Genomic DNA, 16,874 nt, shown 5'->3' on the forward strand with positions numbered 1-16,874 from the left:
CATCCGTCCCCCCGGATGCCGCGCCGCGGCCTGAATGGCTGTGTGGCTGAGATCAGCGGGGCGTCGCCCGCCGGATCACGAGATAGCCGCCGACCGCGAAGAACGCGGCGAGTCCGAGCACGACCGTGAATACGCCCACGATGCCGACGCTGCCGAGCCACTCGAAGATCGCCGGCCAGCTCTCGGTGAACGTGGCGATGGCGACGAATGTGAGCGCGAGGGCGATGGCGCCGAAGACCAGGATCAGCATGCCGCGCATACGCCACCGCAAGTACACGGTGGTGATGCTCGCCCCGATGAAGAGCACGAGCAGCTGCAGCGCGAGAGTGGTGTAGAAGTCGACCCCCCAGCCGTTCTGCCCGTACCAGAGGGCGTCGAACATCGAGATGCCGACCCACCAGCCGTCGGTCGCCTTCTCGAGCTGCACGAGCGTGGCGATGGCGACGGCATTCAGCAGCGAGACGATGCCGAACATCATGCTCGTGCCGAGCCAGAAGTCGCGCCGGGTCGCACCGAACCCCAGGGCGAACGACAGCGTCATGCCGATCGACTGCACGCCCACGACGACGAGATACCACTGGGGCGACAGCACCGCCCAGCTGTACCGCATGCCCTCGACCATCTTCGTGGCGTCGGCACCCGCCCCGGTGACGATGATGCCGACGACGATCGACACGAGCCACGCGCCGCCGAGGATGATCCACGGGATTCCGAAGAACACCGAGGGTGTCACGGCGTGCAGGCGCACGATGCGCCAGATCTCGGTGAAACGCGAGCGTGGCTCGGTTCGGACGACCTGCTGGTCGATGACGGCGGTCATGCTGCGGCCTCCTGTTCGGTCGAGTCGGCGCGAAGATCGGTGCCCGTGATGTGGATGATGAGCTGCTGCAGTGAGACCGGGGCGAGCTCGAGGCCGAGCTCGGCGGCCTTGATGCGGTCGGCCTGATTCAGCCGCTCGTCGATCGTGACCGAGGAGAGCCCGCCGATGCCCTCACGGCCGATCACCGCCCGGTCGGCGACGAACGACTCGACGGCCGCCCGCCCGCCGGCCACGGTGGTGGCCGAGCCGCGCACCTCATCGGCGTCGCGGTCGAGCAGGATGCGCCCCTCGTCGATGACGAGAATATGCTCGAGCAGGTTCGCGACCTCGTCGATCAGGTGGGTCGAGAGCACGATCGTGCGCGGGTGCTTCGCGTAGTCCTCGAGGAGGCGGTCGTAGAAGATGTGCCGCGCCACGGCGTCGAGGCCGAGGTAGGGCTCGTCGAAGAACGTCAGCGGCGCCCGTGACGCCAGGCCGACGATGACGCCCACGGCCGACAGCTGGCCACGCGAGAGCTTCTTGATGTAGCGGTTGAGCGGGAGCCGGAAGTCGTCGATGAGCCGTTCGGCGAACTCGGCGTCCCAGTGCTCGAAGAACCACGGGGCGGACCTGAAGACGTGCGAGGGCTTGAAACTGTCGGGGTAGCGTTGCGACTCGGCGATGAAGCAGAGCCGGCGCAGCACGTCTGCGTGTTCGGCGGGATCGCGGCCGAAGACGTCGAGCTCGCCCCCGTCGGGGAAGAGTTGCCCGGTGAGCATCTGCATCACGGTGGTCTTGCCGGCGCCGTTGCGGCCGAGGAGACCGTAGATACGGTTCTCTGCAAGAGTGAAGTCGACGTCGTCGACCGCGGTGAATGAGCCGTATCGCTTGGTCAGCCCGCTGGCGCGGACCACGGTGCGGGTCATGATTGAATCCTTTCGGCGCGGAGAAGCCCCGCGAGTTCGTCGATGTCGATGCCGAGCTTCTCGGCCTCGATGATGAGCGGTCTGATGTACTCGGCGGCGAATTCGGCGCGGCGACGCTCGATGAGGCGCTGTCGGGCGCCGGCGATCACGAACATGCCGATTCCCCGTCGCTTCTCCACGATTCCGTCGTCGACAAGACGATTCACCCCTTTCAATGCGGTTGCCGGGTTGACCCTGAGGAACGCGGCGAATTCGTTCGTCGATGGGATCTGGCTGCCCTCGGGAAGCGACCCCTCGATGATGTCGTTCTCGACCTGTTCTGCGATCTGGATGAAGATCGGTCGCGATTCGTCCATTCGGGCCTATCTGGTTCCGGTCGTGAACCTCGTTGGTTCATTAGTTGTGTAACTAACCAACCATGCTCGCCCAGATCTGTCAAGAGGCGCGTTGCCCTCGCCCGCGCTCGACAGGGCAGGGGCCGGGCTATTCACCGCTTCGAACACTCGCGGCTCAGAAGGGTGGTGGGTCGGTGTAGCTGCGGCCGGTGGGGCTTCGCCAGGCGGTGGTGGTGTTCTTGGCGACCATGAATCGGGTGGCGTGTCTGAGACGGTGATCGGCCCGGCATTTGGGGTCGAGGTTGTCGGTGTTCGTGGGGCCGCCGTGTTGCCAGTCGATCTGGTGGTCGAGGTCGGCGCGGACTGCGAGCCGGTCGCAGCCCGGTCGGGTGCAGCGGCCGTGGGTGAGGGCGAGCCAGAGGCGCTGCGCCTTGCTGGGCCGGTACCTGGTGCGATCGAGCGCGAGCGGCGCCGCGGTGATCGGGTCGACCATGAGCCGGCGGAACGAGGGTGCGTCGGCGAACAGTTGCCGGGCGGTCGCGTCGTCGATCGGGCCGACCCCGTCGAGCATCGCCGACCCGGAGCTGACGAGTGTCACTGGCAAGCCGCCGACCCCGTGCCCGCCGCCGACCCCGCCTCCGGCGCCGGCGCCGTGCCCGGCGTCGCCCGTGGCGGAGCCGGTGATGCCGGCGAGGTTCAGCACCGGGATGGTGACGATGATCTCGGCGCGGGCCGCGGTCGGGGTGCCGGCACCGGTCAGCCACCCGGTCGCGGCGTCGGCGCGCAACTGGTCGAGGGTGCGGGCCTCACGCGGGGTACCGGCGTCACGGCGGGCGGTCGCATCGAGCCGGGCACTGATCTTCGCCGCGTCGACCTGCGACGTGTACAGGTTCACCCACGCCATGCCGTCGTCGACGTGCTCGACCACGACCCGCCGCAACGCGTACGGACGGGTGTGCCGGGCCTCGACCAGATCGCGTTCAAGCTTGGCCCGCACCGTGCGGGCGCGCTGGCGGAACCGGGTCGTCGTGACCATGCCGATCACCGCAGCCAGTTGCTCGTCGAGTTCGGTCAGGCGAGCATCACCGGGTAGGAACCCCGCGGCCGCGTCGACCGCGACCCGGGCATCGACATACGACGCGACGCCGGCGGCGAACCGCGCCCACACCCGCGGCAACCGGTCATGCAACACTGCGGCCTCGTGCGCGCGGGAGCGGATCGTGCCCGCCGAGACGTGCAACCTCATCGACAGCTCGGTCGCCGCCGCCCGCACCGCGAGCTCGGACGCGTCAGCCGCACCCACCTGCCCGGGGTGTAGGTACAGGGCGGGGTTGCGCGCGGCGACGTCGAGCGCCCGCCGGCACGCCGCCAAATGCTGGGCCATCGCCCGGTTCACCGCGAACAGGGCCTGCTCAGCAGCATCCAACTCGGCACACAACTCGGCGAACCCGTCGAACGAGGCCGCCAAACCCGAGAACTCGAACTCGACATCCAGCACGGAGGGGCGCACGCCCACATCAGCCGCATCGAACCGGCCGTCATCGAACCGGCCGTCATCGAACCGGCCGTCGCGCAGGCCGAGCAGCACGGCCATGTCGATATCGGCAAGCGGGTCGAGCACCCCGACCACACCCCACCCGGTATCGAACGTTTCTGCCATACAACGATCATCACATCAGCCACCGACATCGCAGATACGTTCGCACGACGCTGAGTCTCGATACGCTCCTTCGTCGCTACCCGACCACCGGAAGCTACCCGACCAGCGGGGCGGCACGCCGCCGCGCGAGGCGCAGCCGTCCTTGCGTGAGCAGGATGCCGAGCAGCACGAGCACCGCGCCGACCGGCTCGTGCCATGAGAAGGTCTCGCCGAGCAGCAGCACCCCGAGCGCGACACCCACGACCGGCGTCACGTAGGTGACCGTCGACGAGCCGGTCGGTCCCCACGCGCGCAGCACGTTGATGAGCCAGATGTAGGCGAGACCTGTGCCGAGCACGCCCAAGGCGAGCAGAGAGCCGACGATCGCCCAGTCGAGGTCGACGGGGGCCAGCGCGAGCCACGGCGTGAGCGCGAGCATGACGACCGCCGAGACGCCGATCGAGAGGAACGCGAACGTCGCGGGCGCGATCGGCCGCTGGCTGAGGAAGCGGCGCTGGTACCCGAACGTGAAGCCGTAGCAGAGGGTCGCCACGAGGCACGCGAGCTGCCCGGCGAGGCTGCCGGTGAGCGCCTGATACTGCCATGGGCCGATGATGACGAGTACGCCGACGATGCCGACGCCGACGCCCGCCCAGCGGCTGAGCCCGAGCCGCTCGACCCGGAAGACTGCCGTCGCCATGAGGGCGGTCATGATCGGCGTCGTCGCGTTGTAGATCGACGCGAGGCTCGACGAGACGTACTGCTCGGCCCACGCGAAGCACAGGTAGGGAATGACGCAGGTCGTGAGCGACACCACGAGAAAGTGGCCCCACACGGCCCGTTCGCGCGGCAGCACCGGCCCTGGCGTGCCGTCGGTCGCGGGCACCCGCGGCCGCGTGACGAGCACGATGACGCCGAGTGCGAGCGCCCCGAGCACCGTGCGCGACCATGCGATCTGCCCGAACGAGACGCCGTCGAGGGCGACCTTCATGAAGAGGAAGCTCGCCCCCCACACGATGCCCATGGCGAGGAACTGCACCCACGTCGACAGCCGGCCCGAACCCTTCGGTGCGGATGCCGCTACGGCGGCTTGTTGCGCGGTGCTGGTGCTCACCGGTCGAGCGTAAACCCGACCACCGACCGCGGCACCCGGTGGAAGGGGTGCTTGTCCGGAATCCGCCGAACGTCGGCAGTCGCGGCACTCGGGCTGCAAGGATGGGTGGCGATGAGCGACACACCGACCCGAGCCGCCGCGCCATGGATCGCCGTGGCGATCGGCGTCGCCGTGCTCGCCGCAGACCAGCTGTCGAAGTTCTGGGCCGAGCAGACGCTGACGCTCGGTGAGCGGATGCCGCTGCTCGGCGATGTGCTCGGCATCCAGCTCGTCTACAACCCCGGCGCCGCCTTCTCGCTCGGTGCAGGCACGACGTGGATCTTCACCGTGCTCGCGGGCATCGGCGCGATCGTGGCGCTGTGGTTCGCGTGGCGCGTGCGGTCACGGGCCTGGGCGATCTGCATCGGGCTGCTGCTCGGCGGCGCCGTCACGCACTTCCTCGACCGCCTGCTGCGGGCACCCTCATTCGGCCAGGGACACGTCGTCGACTTCATCGCCTACTTCGACTGGTTCATCGGCAACGTCGCCGATATCGCGATCTTCGCCGGAGCGGTCATGGTCCTGGTGCTCACTGCGCGTGGCGTGGCGTGGCGGCCCCCGGCTGAACCGGAAGTCGCCGACGAGCCGGCCGGCACCGACGAGGTGACCGGCCCCGAAGGGCAGCCACGCCCTTAGGCTGGGCGGCATGACCAGCCATTTCGATGTCGTCGTCCTCGGCGCCGGCCCCGGCGGGTACGTCGCCGCGGTGCGCGCCGCACAACTCGGCCTGCGCACCGCGGTGATCGAGCAGAAGTACTGGGGCGGGGTGTGCCTGAACATCGGGTGCATCCCCTCGAAGGCCCTGCTGCGCAACGCTGAGCTCGCGCACATCTTCACCGCGCAGGCCGCCACGTTCGGCATCTCGGGCGAGGCGACCTTCGACTACGGCGCCGCGTACGACCGCAGCCGCCAGGTCGCCGAGGGGCGCGTCAAGGGCGTGCACTACCTGATGAAGAAGAACGAGATCACCGAGATCGACGGTCGCGGCACGTTCCGCGATGCGAACGCCATCGACGTGGCGAAGGCCGACGGATCGACCGAAAGCGTCACGTTCGACAACGCGATCATCGCGACGGGCTCGCGGGTGAAGCTCCTGCCCGGCGTCGAGCTGTCGCCGAACATCGTCACGTACGCAACGCAGATCATGGACCGCGAGCTGCCGCGTTCGATCGCCGTCATCGGCGCGGGCGCGATCGGCATGGAGTTCGCCTACATCGTGCGCAACTACGGTGTGGATGTCACGATCATCGAGTTCCTCGACCGCGCGCTGCCCAACGAAGACGTCGACGTCTCGAAGGAGATCACGAAGCAGTACCGCAAGCTCGGCGTGCCCATCCTCACGTCGACGAAGGTGCAGACGGTCACCGACAACGGGTCATCCGTCACCGTGGCCTACACCGGCGCCGACGGCCAGCCCGGCTCGCTCGAGGTCGACCGAGTGCTCATGGCCGTGGGCTTCGCGCCGAATGTCGACGGCTTCGGCCTCGAGGCCACGGGCGTGGCACTCACCGACCGCGGCGCGATCGGCATCGACGAGTTCATGCGCACCAACGTGCCGAACATCTACGCCATCGGCGATGTCACCGCGAAGCTCATGCTCGCGCATGTCGCCGAGGCGATGGGCGTCGTCGCGGCCGAGACCATCGGCGGTGCAGAGACCATGTCGCTCGGCGACTACCGCATGATGCCGCGTGCCACCTTCTGTGCGCCGCAGGTCGCGAGCTTCGGCCTCACCGAGCAGCAGGCGCGCGACGAGGGCTACGACGTCAAGGTCGCGACGTTCCCCTTCTCGGCGAATGCCAAGGCGCACGGACTGGGCGAGCCGACCGGGTTCGTGAAGCTCATCGCCGACGCGAAGCACCTCGAGCTGCTCGGCGGCCACCTCATCGGCCCCGACGTCGCGGAGCTCCTCCCCGAGCTCACCCTCGCCCAGAAGTGGGACCTCGGCGCGCTCGAGCTCGCCCGCAACGTACACACGCACCCCACACTCTCCGAGGCACTGCAGGAAGGATTCCACGGCCTCGCCGGTCACATGATCAACATGTGACCCCACGCGCAAAGACGGGCGGATGCCGCAGCACGGTGCTGCGACATCCGCCCCTTCATTCGACGACGCGGCACGGGCAGGCGTTCCCGCCGCGTCGAAGCTTTCGGCTAGTGGTCGACCGCCTTCTCGGCACCGACGCCGGTCAGCGAACGCACCTCCATCTCGGACTGCTTCGCCGGGTCTTCGGTGCCCTTGTCGAGCACGGTGCCGAGCCAGCCCAGGAAGAACGCCAGCGGGATCGAGACGATGCCCGGGTTCGACAGCGGGAAGATCGCGAAGTCGATGTCCTCGGTCTTCAGCATCGACGTCACGGAGCCCGAGACGACCGGCGAGAAGATGATGAGGATGATCGCCGACGCGAGGCCGCCGTACATGCTCCAGAGCGCACCCTTGGTCGTGAACCGCTTCCAGAACAGCGAGTAGACGATCGTCGGCAGGTTCGCCGACGCCGCCACCGCGAATGCGAGCGCCACGAGGAACGCGATGTTCTGGCCGTTCGCGCCGATGCCGCCGATGATCGCGACGATGCCGATGACGATGACCGTGCGGCGGGCGACCTTGACCTCTGCGCCGGCTTCGGGCTTGCCCTTCTTGACGACGCTCGCGTAGATGTCGTGCGCGAACGACGCGGCTGCCGTGATGGTGAGCCCCGCGACGACCGCGAGGATCGTCGCGAACGCGATCGCCGAGATCAGTCCGAGCAGCAGCGGGCCGCCGAGTTCGAACGCGAGCAGCGGGGCCGCCGAGTTCGGGCCGCCGGGTGCCGCGGCGATGACGTCGGCACCCACGAGGGCGGCCGCGCCATAGCCGAGCACGAGCGTGAACACGTAGAAGATGCCGATGAGCCAGATCGCCCAGACGACCGACTTGCGGGCCTCCTTCGCGGTGGGCACCGTGTAGAAGCGCATGAGCACGTGCGGCAGAGCGGCCGTGCCGAGCACGAGGGCGAGGCCGAGCGAGAGGAAGTCGACCTTCGCGACCTCGGAAACCCCGTACTTGAGGCCCGGGTTCAGGATCTCGGGGTTGTTCGCCGCCGCCACCGCGTTGTCGAGCAGGTTCGAGAAGTTGAATCCGTTGAGTGCGAGCACCCATACCGTCATGACACCGGCACCGGCGATCAACAGGACCGCCTTGATGATCTGCACCCAGGTGGTGCCTTTCATGCCGCCGATGAGCACGTAGAGGATCATGAGCGCCCCGACCACCGTGATGACGACGGCCTGGCCGACCTGGTCGCCGATGCCGAGCAGCAGCGAGACGAGCCCGCCCGCTCCGGCCATCTGCGCGAGCAGGTAGAAGAAGCACACGACGAGCGTCGTCGTCGCGGCCGCGATGCGCACCGGCTTCTGCTTCAGTCGGAACGAGAGCACGTCGGCCATGGTGAACCGGCCGGTATTGCGCAGCAGCTCGGCCACGAGCAGCAGCGCCACGAGCCACGCCACGAGGAAGCCGATCGAGTAGAGGAACCCGTCGTACCCGTTGATCGCGATCGCCCCGACGATGCCGAGGAACGACGCCGCAGACAGGTAGTCACCCGCAATGGCCGAGCCGTTCTGGCCACCGGTGAACGAGCGCCCGGCGGCGTAGTAGTCGGCCGCGGTCTTGTTGTTGCGGCTCGCACGGAACACGATGATCATCGTGATCGCGACGAAGGCGCCGAAGATGGCGATGTTGAGCCAGGGCTCGCCTGCCTGTGTCGTCGAAGCAGCGAGGTGCAGCATCAGCGCGTCACCCCCTCGGCGGCGAAGGTCGCGCCGGACTCGATCTCGTCGCGGATCTGCTCGGCGACCGGGTCGAGCTGCCGGTTGGCGTACCTGACGTACCAGGTGGTCACGGCGAACGTCGTGACGACCTGCGCGAGGCCGAGCAGGATGGCGACGTTGACGCTGCCGAACACGGGCGTCGACATGAAGTCGTGCGCGTAGCCGGCCAGCAGCACGTAGGCGAAGTACCACACGAGGCACACGGCGAGCACGGGGAAGACGAACCTCCGGTGCCTCGAACGCAGTCGCTGGAACTCGGGGGATTCTTGCACTGCGCGGTAGTCGACCGGTGGGGCCGTCTCGTCCTGCGCACTCAGGGCTTCGTTGCCCATTGCGTCTCCTTCGTGGGGGATGTGGCGAGCCGTGGCCCGCGCCGCTGCTTTGCGGTTCGCCCACTCTGGCGTGGCGGTGCGACGGCCGGGGGCGCCTGCCGCTCGTCGTCGCCCAACGGCAGGAACCGTGCGACGAACGGTTGCCGTGCGACGACGAACGACGGCGCCGGGTCGAACGGATACGCTGGCCTGCATGCCCGAGTCGACGCTGCTCGCCGCCGCGCTCGGCGTGGTGTGCGGCGCACTCGCCGTCGGCCTCGTCGTGTTCCTGCGGCGCATCGTGCTCGCGTCGAAAGAGCTCGGCACCGACGCCGAGCGGGCGACCTACCAGACCCTGCACCTCGCGTCGCGGGCGGCGAAGCACCTGCGCGGCGGCGGCGGCGAAACCGAGGTGCTGCGCGCCGGCCGGCACCTGCGGGCGCTGCTCGGCTGCGAGAGCCTCGCGATCGTCGACCGCACCGGCCGGGTCACGGTCGACGGTGACGACGACGTCCGTGTGATCGCGTCCGAGCTCGCCGCCGCGGCGATCGCGAGCGGCAAGCCGCAGGTGCAGCGGCACCTCGCGATCGGCGGGCACGAGACCGACGCCATCGTCGCGCCCGTGCTCGGCAGCGCCGGCCCGTTCGGTGCGATCGTCGCGTTCTCGTCTCCCGTGCGAGCGGGCCTCGTGCGAGCGACGGGCGAGGTCGCCGACTGGGTCGCGGCACAGGTCGAACTGGGTGAATTGGATGCCTCGCGCACGGCACTCGCCGAGGCCGAGGTGCGGGCGCTCCGGGCGCAGATCAGCCCGCACTTCATCTACAACTCGCTCAACGCGATCGCGTCGTTCATCAACACCGACCCCTCGAAGGCCCGCGAACTCGTGCTCGAGTTCGCCGACTTCACGCGATACTCGTTCCGTCGCCACGGCGACTTCACGACGGTCGCCGAAGAGCTGCGCTCGATCGACAGCTACCTGAAGCTCGAGCGCGCCCGCTTCGGCGACCGGCTCACGGTGACCCTGCAGATCGCGCCCGAGGTGCTCTCGACCGTGGTGCCGTTCCTCTCGATCCAGCCGCTCGTCGAGAACGCCGTGCGACACGGGCTCGAATCGAAAGAGGGCGGCGGTCGCATCGACATCACGGCCGCCGACTCGGGCGCGTTCGCCGAGCTGACCGTCGAGGACGACGGCGTCGGCATCGACCCCGAGACGCTCGCCCGCGCGCTCGCAGGCGACCCGTCGACGGGTGAGCACGTGGGCCTGCGCAACGTCGATGCCCGCCTGCGGCAGGTCTACGGCGACGAGCACGGACTCGTCGTCGAGACCAACGTGGGGGCGGGTACCCTCGTTCGCATGCGGGTTCCGAAGGCGGGCCCGAAACGAGACGGCAGGACTGGTCCATGATCTCCGTGCTCATCGCCGACGACGAGCAGCCCGCGATCGACGAGCTCGCGTTCCTGCTCGGCCAAGATCCGCGCGTGGGCGTCATCCACCAGGCCTCGTCGGGCGCCGAGGCGATCCGACTGCTCACGCGAGAGCCGGTCGACGCGGCGTTCCTCGACATCCACATGCCGGGGCTCACCGGCTTCGACCTCGCCCGCGCGCTCGCGCGCTTCGAGCACCGGCCGGTGCTCGTGTTCGTCACGGCCGATGAAGAGGGGGCGCTCGAGGCGTTCGACCTCGCCGCCGTCGACTACCTGCTGAAACCTGTGCGCGCCGAGCGACTGCAGCGCTCGGTCGGGCGCATCGCCGAGGCGCTCAAGATCGGCAGCCCGTCGAACCCGGCACCCGCCGACACCGCCCAGCCCGAGGTGATCGCCGTCACCCTCGGCGGCACAACCCGCATGATCCGCCGCGACGAGGTGCGCTACGTGCAGGCGCAGGGCGACTACGCCCGCCTGCACACCGAAGAGGCCAGCTACCTCGTGCGCGTGCCGATGGCCGACCTCGAGCGGCAGTGGGCCGACGCGGGATTCGTGCGCGTGCACCGCTCCTATCTGGTGGCGCTCGGGCACGTCAGCCGAGTGCGGCTCGGTGCCGACCACCCGAGCGTCACCGTCGGCGGCGCCGAGCTGCCCGTGAGCCGCCGCCTCCTGCCGGCGCTGCGCGACCGGCTCGAGACCGCGATCCTGCGGGCACGACCGTGAGTGACGACGCCGGTCGAGCGCCGGATCGAGTAGGCGCGCCAGCGCCGTATCGAGATCTAGCACCCGACGAAGGAGGGCGCGTATCGAGACCTTCGCGCGGTGAGGGTCTCGATACGCCGCGGGCGGCTACTCGACCGACGGGAGCGCCACCGCGGGTGCGCGTGACGGCTCCGCGAAGTGCCGGCGGCGCGGCATCCGCTCGGCCGTTGCGATCGAGCGGCACCGATGACCCTGCCGGCGACATCGCGGCCGTGTACGTGCGTTCGCTCATCGGGTCGCAGTTGCGGCTCGCGGTCACGGTCGCCGTCGGATTCGCGGTCGCGACCGTGCTCTTCGTGCTCGTGATCGCGCTCGTGCCCGGACTCGACGACACCTACCTGGCCGGCGTGCCGGTGTCGTGGGTGCTGCTCGGCGCCGGCATCTACCCGCTCGTGATCACCGTGGCGGTGTTGTACCAGCGCGCCGCCGCACGCAACGAGGCGCGGTACCGCTCGCTCGCGGAGCACGAGTGAATCCCGCGATCGGATACACGGCCATCGTGGGCGTGGCCCTCGTGTCGGCGCTCATCGGCTTCTACGGCCTGCGCGTCTCGCGCACGACGAGCGACTTCTACGTGGCGAGCCGCACCGTGCGTCCGTGGTGGAACGCGTCGGCGATCGGCGGCGAGTACCTCTCGGCCGCGTCGTTCCTGGGCGTCGCCGGCCTCATCCTGCTGACCGGGTCGGCCGCGCTGTGGTTCCCGATCGGGTACACCGGCGGCTACCTGATGCTGCTGCTCTTCGTGGCGGCGCCGCTGCGTCGCTCGGGCGCCTACACGATCCCAGACTTCACCGAGGCGCGCCTCGAGTCGCAATGGGCACGGCGGGTCACGAGCCTGCTGGTCATCGTCATCGGATGGTTCTACATCGTGCCGCAACTGCAGGGCGCGGCACTCACCGTGCGCATCACGACCGGGCTGCCCTCGTGGGCAGGGGCGCTCGCCGTCGCCGTGATCGTCGCGGTCGTGGTCGCCGCCGGCGGCATGCGCTCGATCACGTTCGTACAGGCGTTCCAGTTCTGGCTGAAGCTCACTGCGCTCGCGGTGCCCGTCGTCGCACTGCTGCTCGTCGTCGGCGGCGGCGAGCCGCCCGCACAACTTCCCCCGGCCGAGGCGTTCCCCGCGTCGGCCGGGCCGGGCGAGCTCGACGTGTACCGCACGGTGTCGCTCATGGTCGCGCTGCTGCTCGGCACGCTCGGCCTGCCGCACGTGCTCGTGCGCTTCTACACGAACCCCGACGGCGTCGCCGCGCGCCGCACCACGGTCATCGTGCTCGTGCTGCTGTCGGTGTTCTACCTCTTCCCGACGATTCTCGGCCTTCTCGGGCGAGCGTTCGCCCCCGACCTCGCGGCGTCAGGCGAAGCCGACGCGCTCATCCTGCTGCTGCCCGACCGGCTCGTGCCGGGCCCGCTCGGCGACGTGCTCACCGCGCTCGTCATCGCGGGGGCGTTCGCGGCGTTCCTCTCGACGTCGTCGGGACTCGTCGTCTCGCTCGCGGGCGTCATCAGCCAAGACCTCCTCGGCGGCAGCGTGCGCGGGTTCCGCATCGCGGCGATCGTCTCGACGATCGTGCCGCTGCTCGTCGCCCTCGCGACCGAGTCGTCGGGCCTCGCGGGCAGCGTGGGCCTCGTGTTCGCGTTCACCGCCTCGACCCTGTGCCCCATGCTGATCCTCGGCATCTGGTGGCGCGGACTCACGTCGCGGGGCGCGATCGCGGGCATGCTCACCGGGGGCGTCCTGTCGGGCGCCGCGATCCTCGGGGGGCCGCTCGTCGCGGCATCCGTGCCGGCCATCGCGCCGTTCCTCGAGCAGCCGGCCGCATGGACGGTGCCGCTCGCGGTGATCGTGACGGTCGCCGTGTCGCGGCTCGACCGGCGTGGCACGCCGGCCGGCACCGACGCGTTCCTCACCCGACTGCACGTGCCCGAGCGGTGAGAGCGCGCGCTCGCGGCCGATTCGCCGTGAGGCACGAATAGGATGTCCCGGTGCTCCTGCCCGTCGCCCTCTCAGTGCTCATCGGGGCGATGGCGCAGCGCATCACCGGCATGGGCTTCGCGCTGATCGCCGCGCCGGCGCTCGTCATTCTGCTCGGCCCGTTCGACGGCGTCGTCATCGTGAACCTCTGCGCCGTGCTCTCGTCGCTGCTGATCCTGCCGCGGGTGTGGCGCCATATCGAGTGGCGGCGGTTCGGCTGGCTCACCGTGCCGGCCCTCGTCGGCACCGTCGCAGGCGCCCTGCTCGCGACCCACGTGCCGGCGCCGGTGCTGCAGGTCGGTGTCGGCGTGCTCGTCATCGCGGCCCTCACCGTCACCCTCGTCGTCACGCGCACGTCGCACGTCGCGTCGGGTGCGATGCCCGCACTCACCGCGGGCGCGGCCTCGGGAGTGATGAACGCCGCCGCGGGCGTCGGCGGCCCGGCGCTCAGCGTGTACGCGGTCGCCACGCGCTGGTCGCAGGTCGGTTTCGCGGCAACGGCCCAGCCCTACTTCGTCGTGATCGGCGTCGCCTCACTCGTCGGCAAGCTCGGCGCGACCGGGTGGGCGGCGCCCGCGCTCGACCTCGCTGCCTGGCCCATCGTGATCGGCGCGCTCGTCGTGGGACTCGTGATCGGTGAGTTCCTGAGCCCCCGCGTCAGCCACCGCGTCGCGCGCATCGCGGTCATCGCGATCGCGTACGTGGGCGGCGTCGCGGCGCTTGTCGACGGCCTGGTCGACCTGGCCGGTTGATCAGGCGATCGGATGCCGCGACCCGGCGTCAGCTCGTCGGAGTGACCCGCACCGGCTCATCGCCGCGCGCCGCGAGCCGCGCTTCGAGACCCGCCCGCACCTCGGGCCACTCGTCGACGATGATCGAGTACACCGCTGAGTCTCGCCACGATCCGTCGGCGCGCCGCTTGTGCCGGCGCAGCACGCCCTCGAAGGTCGCGCCGAGCTTCTCGATCGCCGCGCGCGAGCGGGCGTTGATCGAGTCGGCCTGCAGCTTGACGCGGCCGAAGCCGTGATCGAAGGCGAGTCCGAGCAACAGCAGTTTGGCCTCGGGGTTGACTGCGGTACCCCACACGCGCGGGTCGTACCCGGTCGCACCGATGTGCGCCGACTCGTTGCCGAGATCGAGATCGCCGAACCAGGTCGCGCCGACCACGAGACCGTCGTCGGGGCCGCCGTTGAGGCGCACGGTCCACGGCATCGAATCGGGTCCACTCGCGTAGTACCCACGCGCGAATGCCTCGTACGCTGCGAGGTCCGCCGGCCAACCGGCGGACCCGCCGCCGTAGCCGCCCGCGAAGACCTCGGGCACGCCGATCGCCTCGTGGAGCGCCGGGACGTCGGCGGGTGAGAAGGGCGTCAGACGGATGAAACGGCCGACGAGTTCGGCATCGGCGGGGCGGGTCGCGGTCACCCGTCGAGTCTGCCACGCGGCGTGATGCCGCAGATCACCGAAAGGCTTCCGCACGCGACATCCGCCCTCTAACATGACGAGAGCAAGTGCAGATCCCGAACGAAAGGTGGGGGCGACCTATGGGCGCATTCGACGACATCACGAAGAAGGCAACCGACTTCATCGAAGAGAACAAAGACAAGATCTCCGACGCGCTCAATAGTGAGCAGGCCGAGGAGATCAGCGACAAGGTGCTCGACGGGGCATCCGACCTGGCCAAGAAGGTCGTTCCCGAAGAGCACCACGACAAGGTCGACGGAGCCCGCGACGCCGCAGACGGCGCCATCGGCACCGAGAAGTAGTCGCAGACACGCGAACGGGCGGCGGGGGCATCGACCCCGCCGCCCGTTTTCGCGCCTGAGCGCGCAGTCAGTTCAGCAGGTCGCGCAGGGTGACGATCTCGTCGCGGCCCGGGCCGACGCCGATCGCCGAGATGCGCGAACCGCTCATCGCCTCGAGCTCGCGCACGTAGCTCTTCGCGTTCGGCGGCAGGTCGTCGAACTCGCGGGCGCCCGAGATGTCTTCGGTCCAGCCGGGGAACTGCTCGTAGACCGGCTTCGCGTGGTGGAAGTCGCTCTGCGAGACCGGCAGCTCGTCGAAACGCTCGCCGTCGACCTCGTACGCGACGGCGACCGGAATACGCTCGATGCCGGTGAGCACGTCGAGCTTGGTGAGCACGAAGTCGGTGACGCCGTTGATGCGCGCCGCGTAGCGGGCGATGGGCGCGTCGTACCATCCGGTGCGGCGCTTGCGGCCGGTGGTGGTGCCGAACTCGTGACCCTGCTCGGTGAGGAAGTCGCCCCACTCGTCGAACAGCTCGGTGGGGAACGGCCCCGCGCCGACGCGCGTCGTGTAGGCCTTCACCACGGCGATCACGCGGTCGATGCGGTTGGGCGCGATGCCCGAGCCGGTGATGGCGCCGCCGCTCGTGGCGTTCGACGAGGTGACGAACGGGTAGGTGCCGTGGTCGACGTCGAGCATGGTGGCCTGACCGCCCTCGAAGAGCACCGTCTCGCCGCGATCGAGCGCCTGGTGCAACTCGAGCGCCGTGTCGGTGACCATGGGCCGCAGCCGGTCGACGTAGCCGAGCAGTTCGTCGACGACCTCGTCGACGCCGATGGCCCGGCGGTTGTAGACCTTCAGCAGCAGGTGGTTCTTCTGGTCGAGTGCGCCCTCGACCTTCTGCCGCAGGATGTTCTCGTCGAAGAGGTCTTGCATGCGGATGCCGACGCGGTTGATCTTGTCGGCATATGCGGGACCGATGCCCCGGCCCGTCGTGCCGATCTGGCGCTTGCCGAGAAAGCGTTCGGTGACCTTGTCGAGCGTGCGGTGATACTGCGTGATGAGGTGGGCGTTCGCCGAGATGCGCAGCTTCGAGACGTCGACGCCGCGGCTCTCGAGGCCCTCGAGCTCTTCGAAGAGCACCTCGATGTCGACCACGACGCCGTTCGCGATGACGGGGGTGACACCGGGGGTGAGGATGCCAGACGGCAGCAGGTGCAGTGCGTACTTCTCTTCGCCGATGACCACGGTGTGGCCGGCGTTGTTGCCGCCGTTGAACTTCACGACGTAGTCGAGGCGCGAGCCGAGCAGGTCTGTCGCCTTGCCCTTGCCCTCGTCTCCCCACTGTGCTCCGATGAGTACGGCGGCGGGCATGTCAGTCCTCTCCTGCCGCGTCGGCCGCGGCGGGTTCTGCGAGCGGTTCGCCCTCGTACGCCGAGGTCGACGACGAGGGCGCGAACGCGTCGTCGGACGACACGATCGAGATGAGCTGGGTGGGGGTGAACTCGCTCGCGATGCGGGCGGGCGCCTCGGCATCGGCAGAGGCCAGCTCGCCCGCGAGACGCTGGGCGATATCGTCGAGCCCGAGCTGCTCGGCCGCGCGGCGCTGCGTGTCGAGAGCCCTCAAGTAGGCGCGGTTCGGCTCGTCGACCCACGGAACGGGCGTGCCCGGAACCCACCCGCTTCGCGTGAGCTGGTCGCACGCGAGGTCGACGGCGACGGCGGCATAGGCGAATGCCTCGATGGCTCGACCCTCGGAGTCGGCGAGGTCGGCGAGCTCGGTCCAGGCGAGTGGCGACGCGGGGTGCGCCGCCACGACCGCTGCGAGTGACCCACGATCGGCGTCGGCGAGCGCCTGCCGCACCTGCGGTTCGTCGGCGAGGTGGCCGTCGCGCGCCGGCGCTGATTCTTCTGGAGTCACACTTCACCCTATCGCGCAGGTATTCGCGCAACCTGCGGCCGCACGCACGAGGGGCCGGACCTCGCGGTCCGGCCC

At 69.5% G+C, this 16,874-nt stretch carries 18 protein-coding genes; 8 read left to right on the forward strand and 10 right to left on the reverse strand.

Translation table 11 applies throughout. From position 1 onward, the window contains the following. Nucleotides 1–52: 52 nt before the first annotated feature. The 5 genes from ABD164_RS00885 to ABD164_RS00905 form a co-directional block, all read right to left on the reverse strand. A complete protein-coding gene (locus ABD164_RS00885; RefSeq protein WP_344292461.1) occupies nucleotides 53–820 on the reverse strand; it encodes a hypothetical protein in 768 nt (255 codons plus the stop codon). After that, the gene (locus tag ABD164_RS00890; protein WP_344292463.1) at nucleotides 817–1,725 is read right to left on the reverse strand and encodes an ABC transporter ATP-binding protein; all 909 of its coding nucleotides are present in this window, start codon (nucleotides 1,723–1,725) and stop codon (nucleotides 817–819) included. Before ABD164_RS00890 ends, ABD164_RS00885 begins: the two co-directional genes overlap by 4 nt. Next, complete coding sequence (locus ABD164_RS00895) at nucleotides 1,722–2,081, reverse strand: GntR family transcriptional regulator (protein ID WP_344292465.1); 360 nt, start codon at nucleotides 2,079–2,081, stop codon at nucleotides 1,722–1,724. Before ABD164_RS00895 ends, ABD164_RS00890 begins: the two co-directional genes overlap by 4 nt. Before the next feature lie 154 nt (nucleotides 2,082–2,235). Continuing rightward, entirely contained in the window at nucleotides 2,236–3,720 is a 1,485-nt protein-coding gene (locus ABD164_RS00900; RefSeq protein WP_344292467.1) for an HNH endonuclease signature motif containing protein, read from the reverse strand. 94 nt (nucleotides 3,721–3,814) lie between these two features. Then, nucleotides 3,815–4,813, reverse strand: a complete 999-nt coding sequence (locus ABD164_RS00905) for a DMT family transporter (protein ID WP_344292469.1) — start codon at nucleotides 4,811–4,813, stop codon at nucleotides 3,815–3,817. Between the two features lie 111 nt (nucleotides 4,814–4,924). Here ABD164_RS00905 and lspA point away from each other — a divergent pair, with 111 nt between their 5' ends. Beyond that, nucleotides 4,925–5,488, forward strand: a complete 564-nt coding sequence (gene lspA, locus ABD164_RS00910) for a signal peptidase II (RefSeq protein WP_344292471.1) — start codon at nucleotides 4,925–4,927, stop codon at nucleotides 5,486–5,488. Between the two features lie 10 nt (nucleotides 5,489–5,498). Then, nucleotides 5,499–6,899, forward strand: a complete 1,401-nt coding sequence (gene lpdA / locus ABD164_RS00915) for a dihydrolipoyl dehydrogenase (RefSeq protein WP_344292473.1) — start codon at nucleotides 5,499–5,501, stop codon at nucleotides 6,897–6,899. A 107-nt stretch (nucleotides 6,900–7,006) separates the two neighbouring features. Here the strand turns inward: lpdA and ABD164_RS00920 are convergent, their stop codons facing one another. Continuing rightward, on the reverse strand, nucleotides 7,007–8,620 hold the full coding sequence (locus ABD164_RS00920) for a solute symporter family protein (RefSeq protein ID WP_344292475.1): 1,614 nt from the start codon (nucleotides 8,618–8,620) through the stop codon (nucleotides 7,007–7,009). Continuing rightward, entirely contained in the window at nucleotides 8,620–8,994 is a 375-nt protein-coding gene (locus ABD164_RS00925; RefSeq protein WP_344292477.1) for a DUF485 domain-containing protein, read from the reverse strand. The genes ABD164_RS00920 and ABD164_RS00925 overlap by 1 nt, the downstream gene beginning before the upstream one ends. Nucleotides 8,995–9,187: 193 nt before the next feature. Between ABD164_RS00925 and ABD164_RS00930 the strand changes: the two genes are divergently transcribed. The 5 genes from ABD164_RS00930 to ABD164_RS00950 all read left to right on the forward strand — a co-directional run bounded on the left by ABD164_RS00930 (nucleotide 9,188) and on the right by ABD164_RS00950 (nucleotide 13,884). Next, nucleotides 9,188–10,378 carry a sensor histidine kinase gene (locus ABD164_RS00930; RefSeq protein ID WP_344292479.1) on the forward strand — a complete coding sequence of 397 codons (1,191 nt, stop codon included), beginning with the start codon at nucleotides 9,188–9,190 and terminating at the stop codon, nucleotides 10,376–10,378. Further along, on the forward strand, nucleotides 10,375–11,121 hold the full coding sequence (locus ABD164_RS00935; RefSeq protein WP_344292480.1) for a LytR/AlgR family response regulator transcription factor: 747 nt from the start codon (nucleotides 10,375–10,377) through the stop codon (nucleotides 11,119–11,121). Before ABD164_RS00930 ends, ABD164_RS00935 begins: the two co-directional genes overlap by 4 nt. A gap of 161 nt (nucleotides 11,122–11,282) precedes the next feature. Beyond that, the gene (locus ABD164_RS00940; protein ID WP_344292482.1) at nucleotides 11,283–11,633 is read left to right on the forward strand and encodes a hypothetical protein; all 351 of its coding nucleotides are present in this window, start codon (nucleotides 11,283–11,285) and stop codon (nucleotides 11,631–11,633) included. After that, nucleotides 11,630–13,093 carry a sodium/solute symporter gene (locus ABD164_RS00945; protein ID WP_344292484.1) on the forward strand — a complete coding sequence of 488 codons (1,464 nt, stop codon included), beginning with the start codon at nucleotides 11,630–11,632 and terminating at the stop codon, nucleotides 13,091–13,093. The genes ABD164_RS00940 and ABD164_RS00945 overlap by 4 nt, the downstream gene beginning before the upstream one ends. A gap of 50 nt (nucleotides 13,094–13,143) precedes the next feature. After that, on the forward strand, nucleotides 13,144–13,884 hold the full coding sequence (locus ABD164_RS00950) for a TSUP family transporter (protein WP_344292486.1): 741 nt from the start codon (nucleotides 13,144–13,146) through the stop codon (nucleotides 13,882–13,884). A gap of 28 nt (nucleotides 13,885–13,912) precedes the next feature. Here the strand turns inward: ABD164_RS00950 and ABD164_RS00955 are convergent, their stop codons facing one another. Then, nucleotides 13,913–14,557 (reverse strand): GNAT family N-acetyltransferase, encoded by a 645-nt coding sequence (locus ABD164_RS00955; protein ID WP_344292488.1) that lies wholly within the window; start codon nucleotides 14,555–14,557, stop codon nucleotides 13,913–13,915. A 119-nt stretch (nucleotides 14,558–14,676) separates the two neighbouring features. Between ABD164_RS00955 and ABD164_RS00960 the strand changes: the two genes are divergently transcribed. Then, a complete protein-coding gene (locus tag ABD164_RS00960) occupies nucleotides 14,677–14,898 on the forward strand; it encodes an Rv0909 family putative TA system antitoxin (RefSeq protein ID WP_344292490.1) in 222 nt (73 codons plus the stop codon). Nucleotides 14,899–14,965: 67 nt separating this feature from the next. On the opposite strand, the gene ABD164_RS00965 is transcribed toward ABD164_RS00960, so the two are convergent. Next, on the reverse strand, nucleotides 14,966–16,252 hold the full coding sequence (locus tag ABD164_RS00965; RefSeq protein WP_344292491.1) for an adenylosuccinate synthase: 1,287 nt from the start codon (nucleotides 16,250–16,252) through the stop codon (nucleotides 14,966–14,968). Nucleotide 16,253: 1 nt separating this feature from the next. Continuing rightward, complete coding sequence (locus ABD164_RS00970) at nucleotides 16,254–16,799, reverse strand: DUF3151 family protein (protein ID WP_344292493.1); 546 nt, start codon at nucleotides 16,797–16,799, stop codon at nucleotides 16,254–16,256. Between the last annotated feature and the right edge of the window lie 75 nt (nucleotides 16,800–16,874).

It is taken from the genome of Agromyces neolithicus (assembly GCF_039529735.1).
Classification (GTDB): Bacteria; Actinomycetota; Actinomycetes; order Actinomycetales; family Microbacteriaceae; genus Agromyces; species Agromyces neolithicus.

Bases quoted from the DNA above. Each gene is read 5' to 3' on its own strand.
- ABD164_RS00930 (WP_344292479.1), top strand. From the start codon at position 9,188: ATGCCCGAGTCGACGCTGCTCGCCGCCGCGCTCGGCGTGGTGTGCGGC.
- ABD164_RS00965 (WP_344292491.1), bottom strand. From the start codon at position 16,252: ATGCCCGCCGCCGTACTCATCGGAGCACAGTGGGGAGACGAGGGCAAG.
- ABD164_RS00900 (WP_344292467.1), bottom strand. From the start codon at position 3,720: ATGGCAGAAACGTTCGATACCGGGTGGGGTGTGGTCGGGGTGCTCGAC.
- ABD164_RS00935 (WP_344292480.1), top strand. From the start codon at position 10,375: ATGATCTCCGTGCTCATCGCCGACGACGAGCAGCCCGCGATCGACGAG.
- ABD164_RS00885 (WP_344292461.1), bottom strand. From the start codon at position 820: ATGACCGCCGTCATCGACCAGCAGGTCGTCCGAACCGAGCCACGCTCG.
- ABD164_RS00925 (WP_344292477.1), bottom strand. From the start codon at position 8,994: ATGGGCAACGAAGCCCTGAGTGCGCAGGACGAGACGGCCCCACCGGTC.
- ABD164_RS00895 (WP_344292465.1), bottom strand. From the start codon at position 2,081: ATGGACGAATCGCGACCGATCTTCATCCAGATCGCAGAACAGGTCGAG.
- ABD164_RS00890 (WP_344292463.1), bottom strand. From the start codon at position 1,725: ATGACCCGCACCGTGGTCCGCGCCAGCGGGCTGACCAAGCGATACGGC.
- ABD164_RS00920 (WP_344292475.1), bottom strand. From the start codon at position 8,620: ATGCTGCACCTCGCTGCTTCGACGACACAGGCAGGCGAGCCCTGGCTC.
- lspA (WP_344292471.1), top strand. From the start codon at position 4,925: ATGAGCGACACACCGACCCGAGCCGCCGCGCCATGGATCGCCGTGGCG.
- ABD164_RS00960 (WP_344292490.1), top strand. From the start codon at position 14,677: ATGGGCGCATTCGACGACATCACGAAGAAGGCAACCGACTTCATCGAA.
- lpdA (WP_344292473.1), top strand. From the start codon at position 5,499: ATGACCAGCCATTTCGATGTCGTCGTCCTCGGCGCCGGCCCCGGCGGG.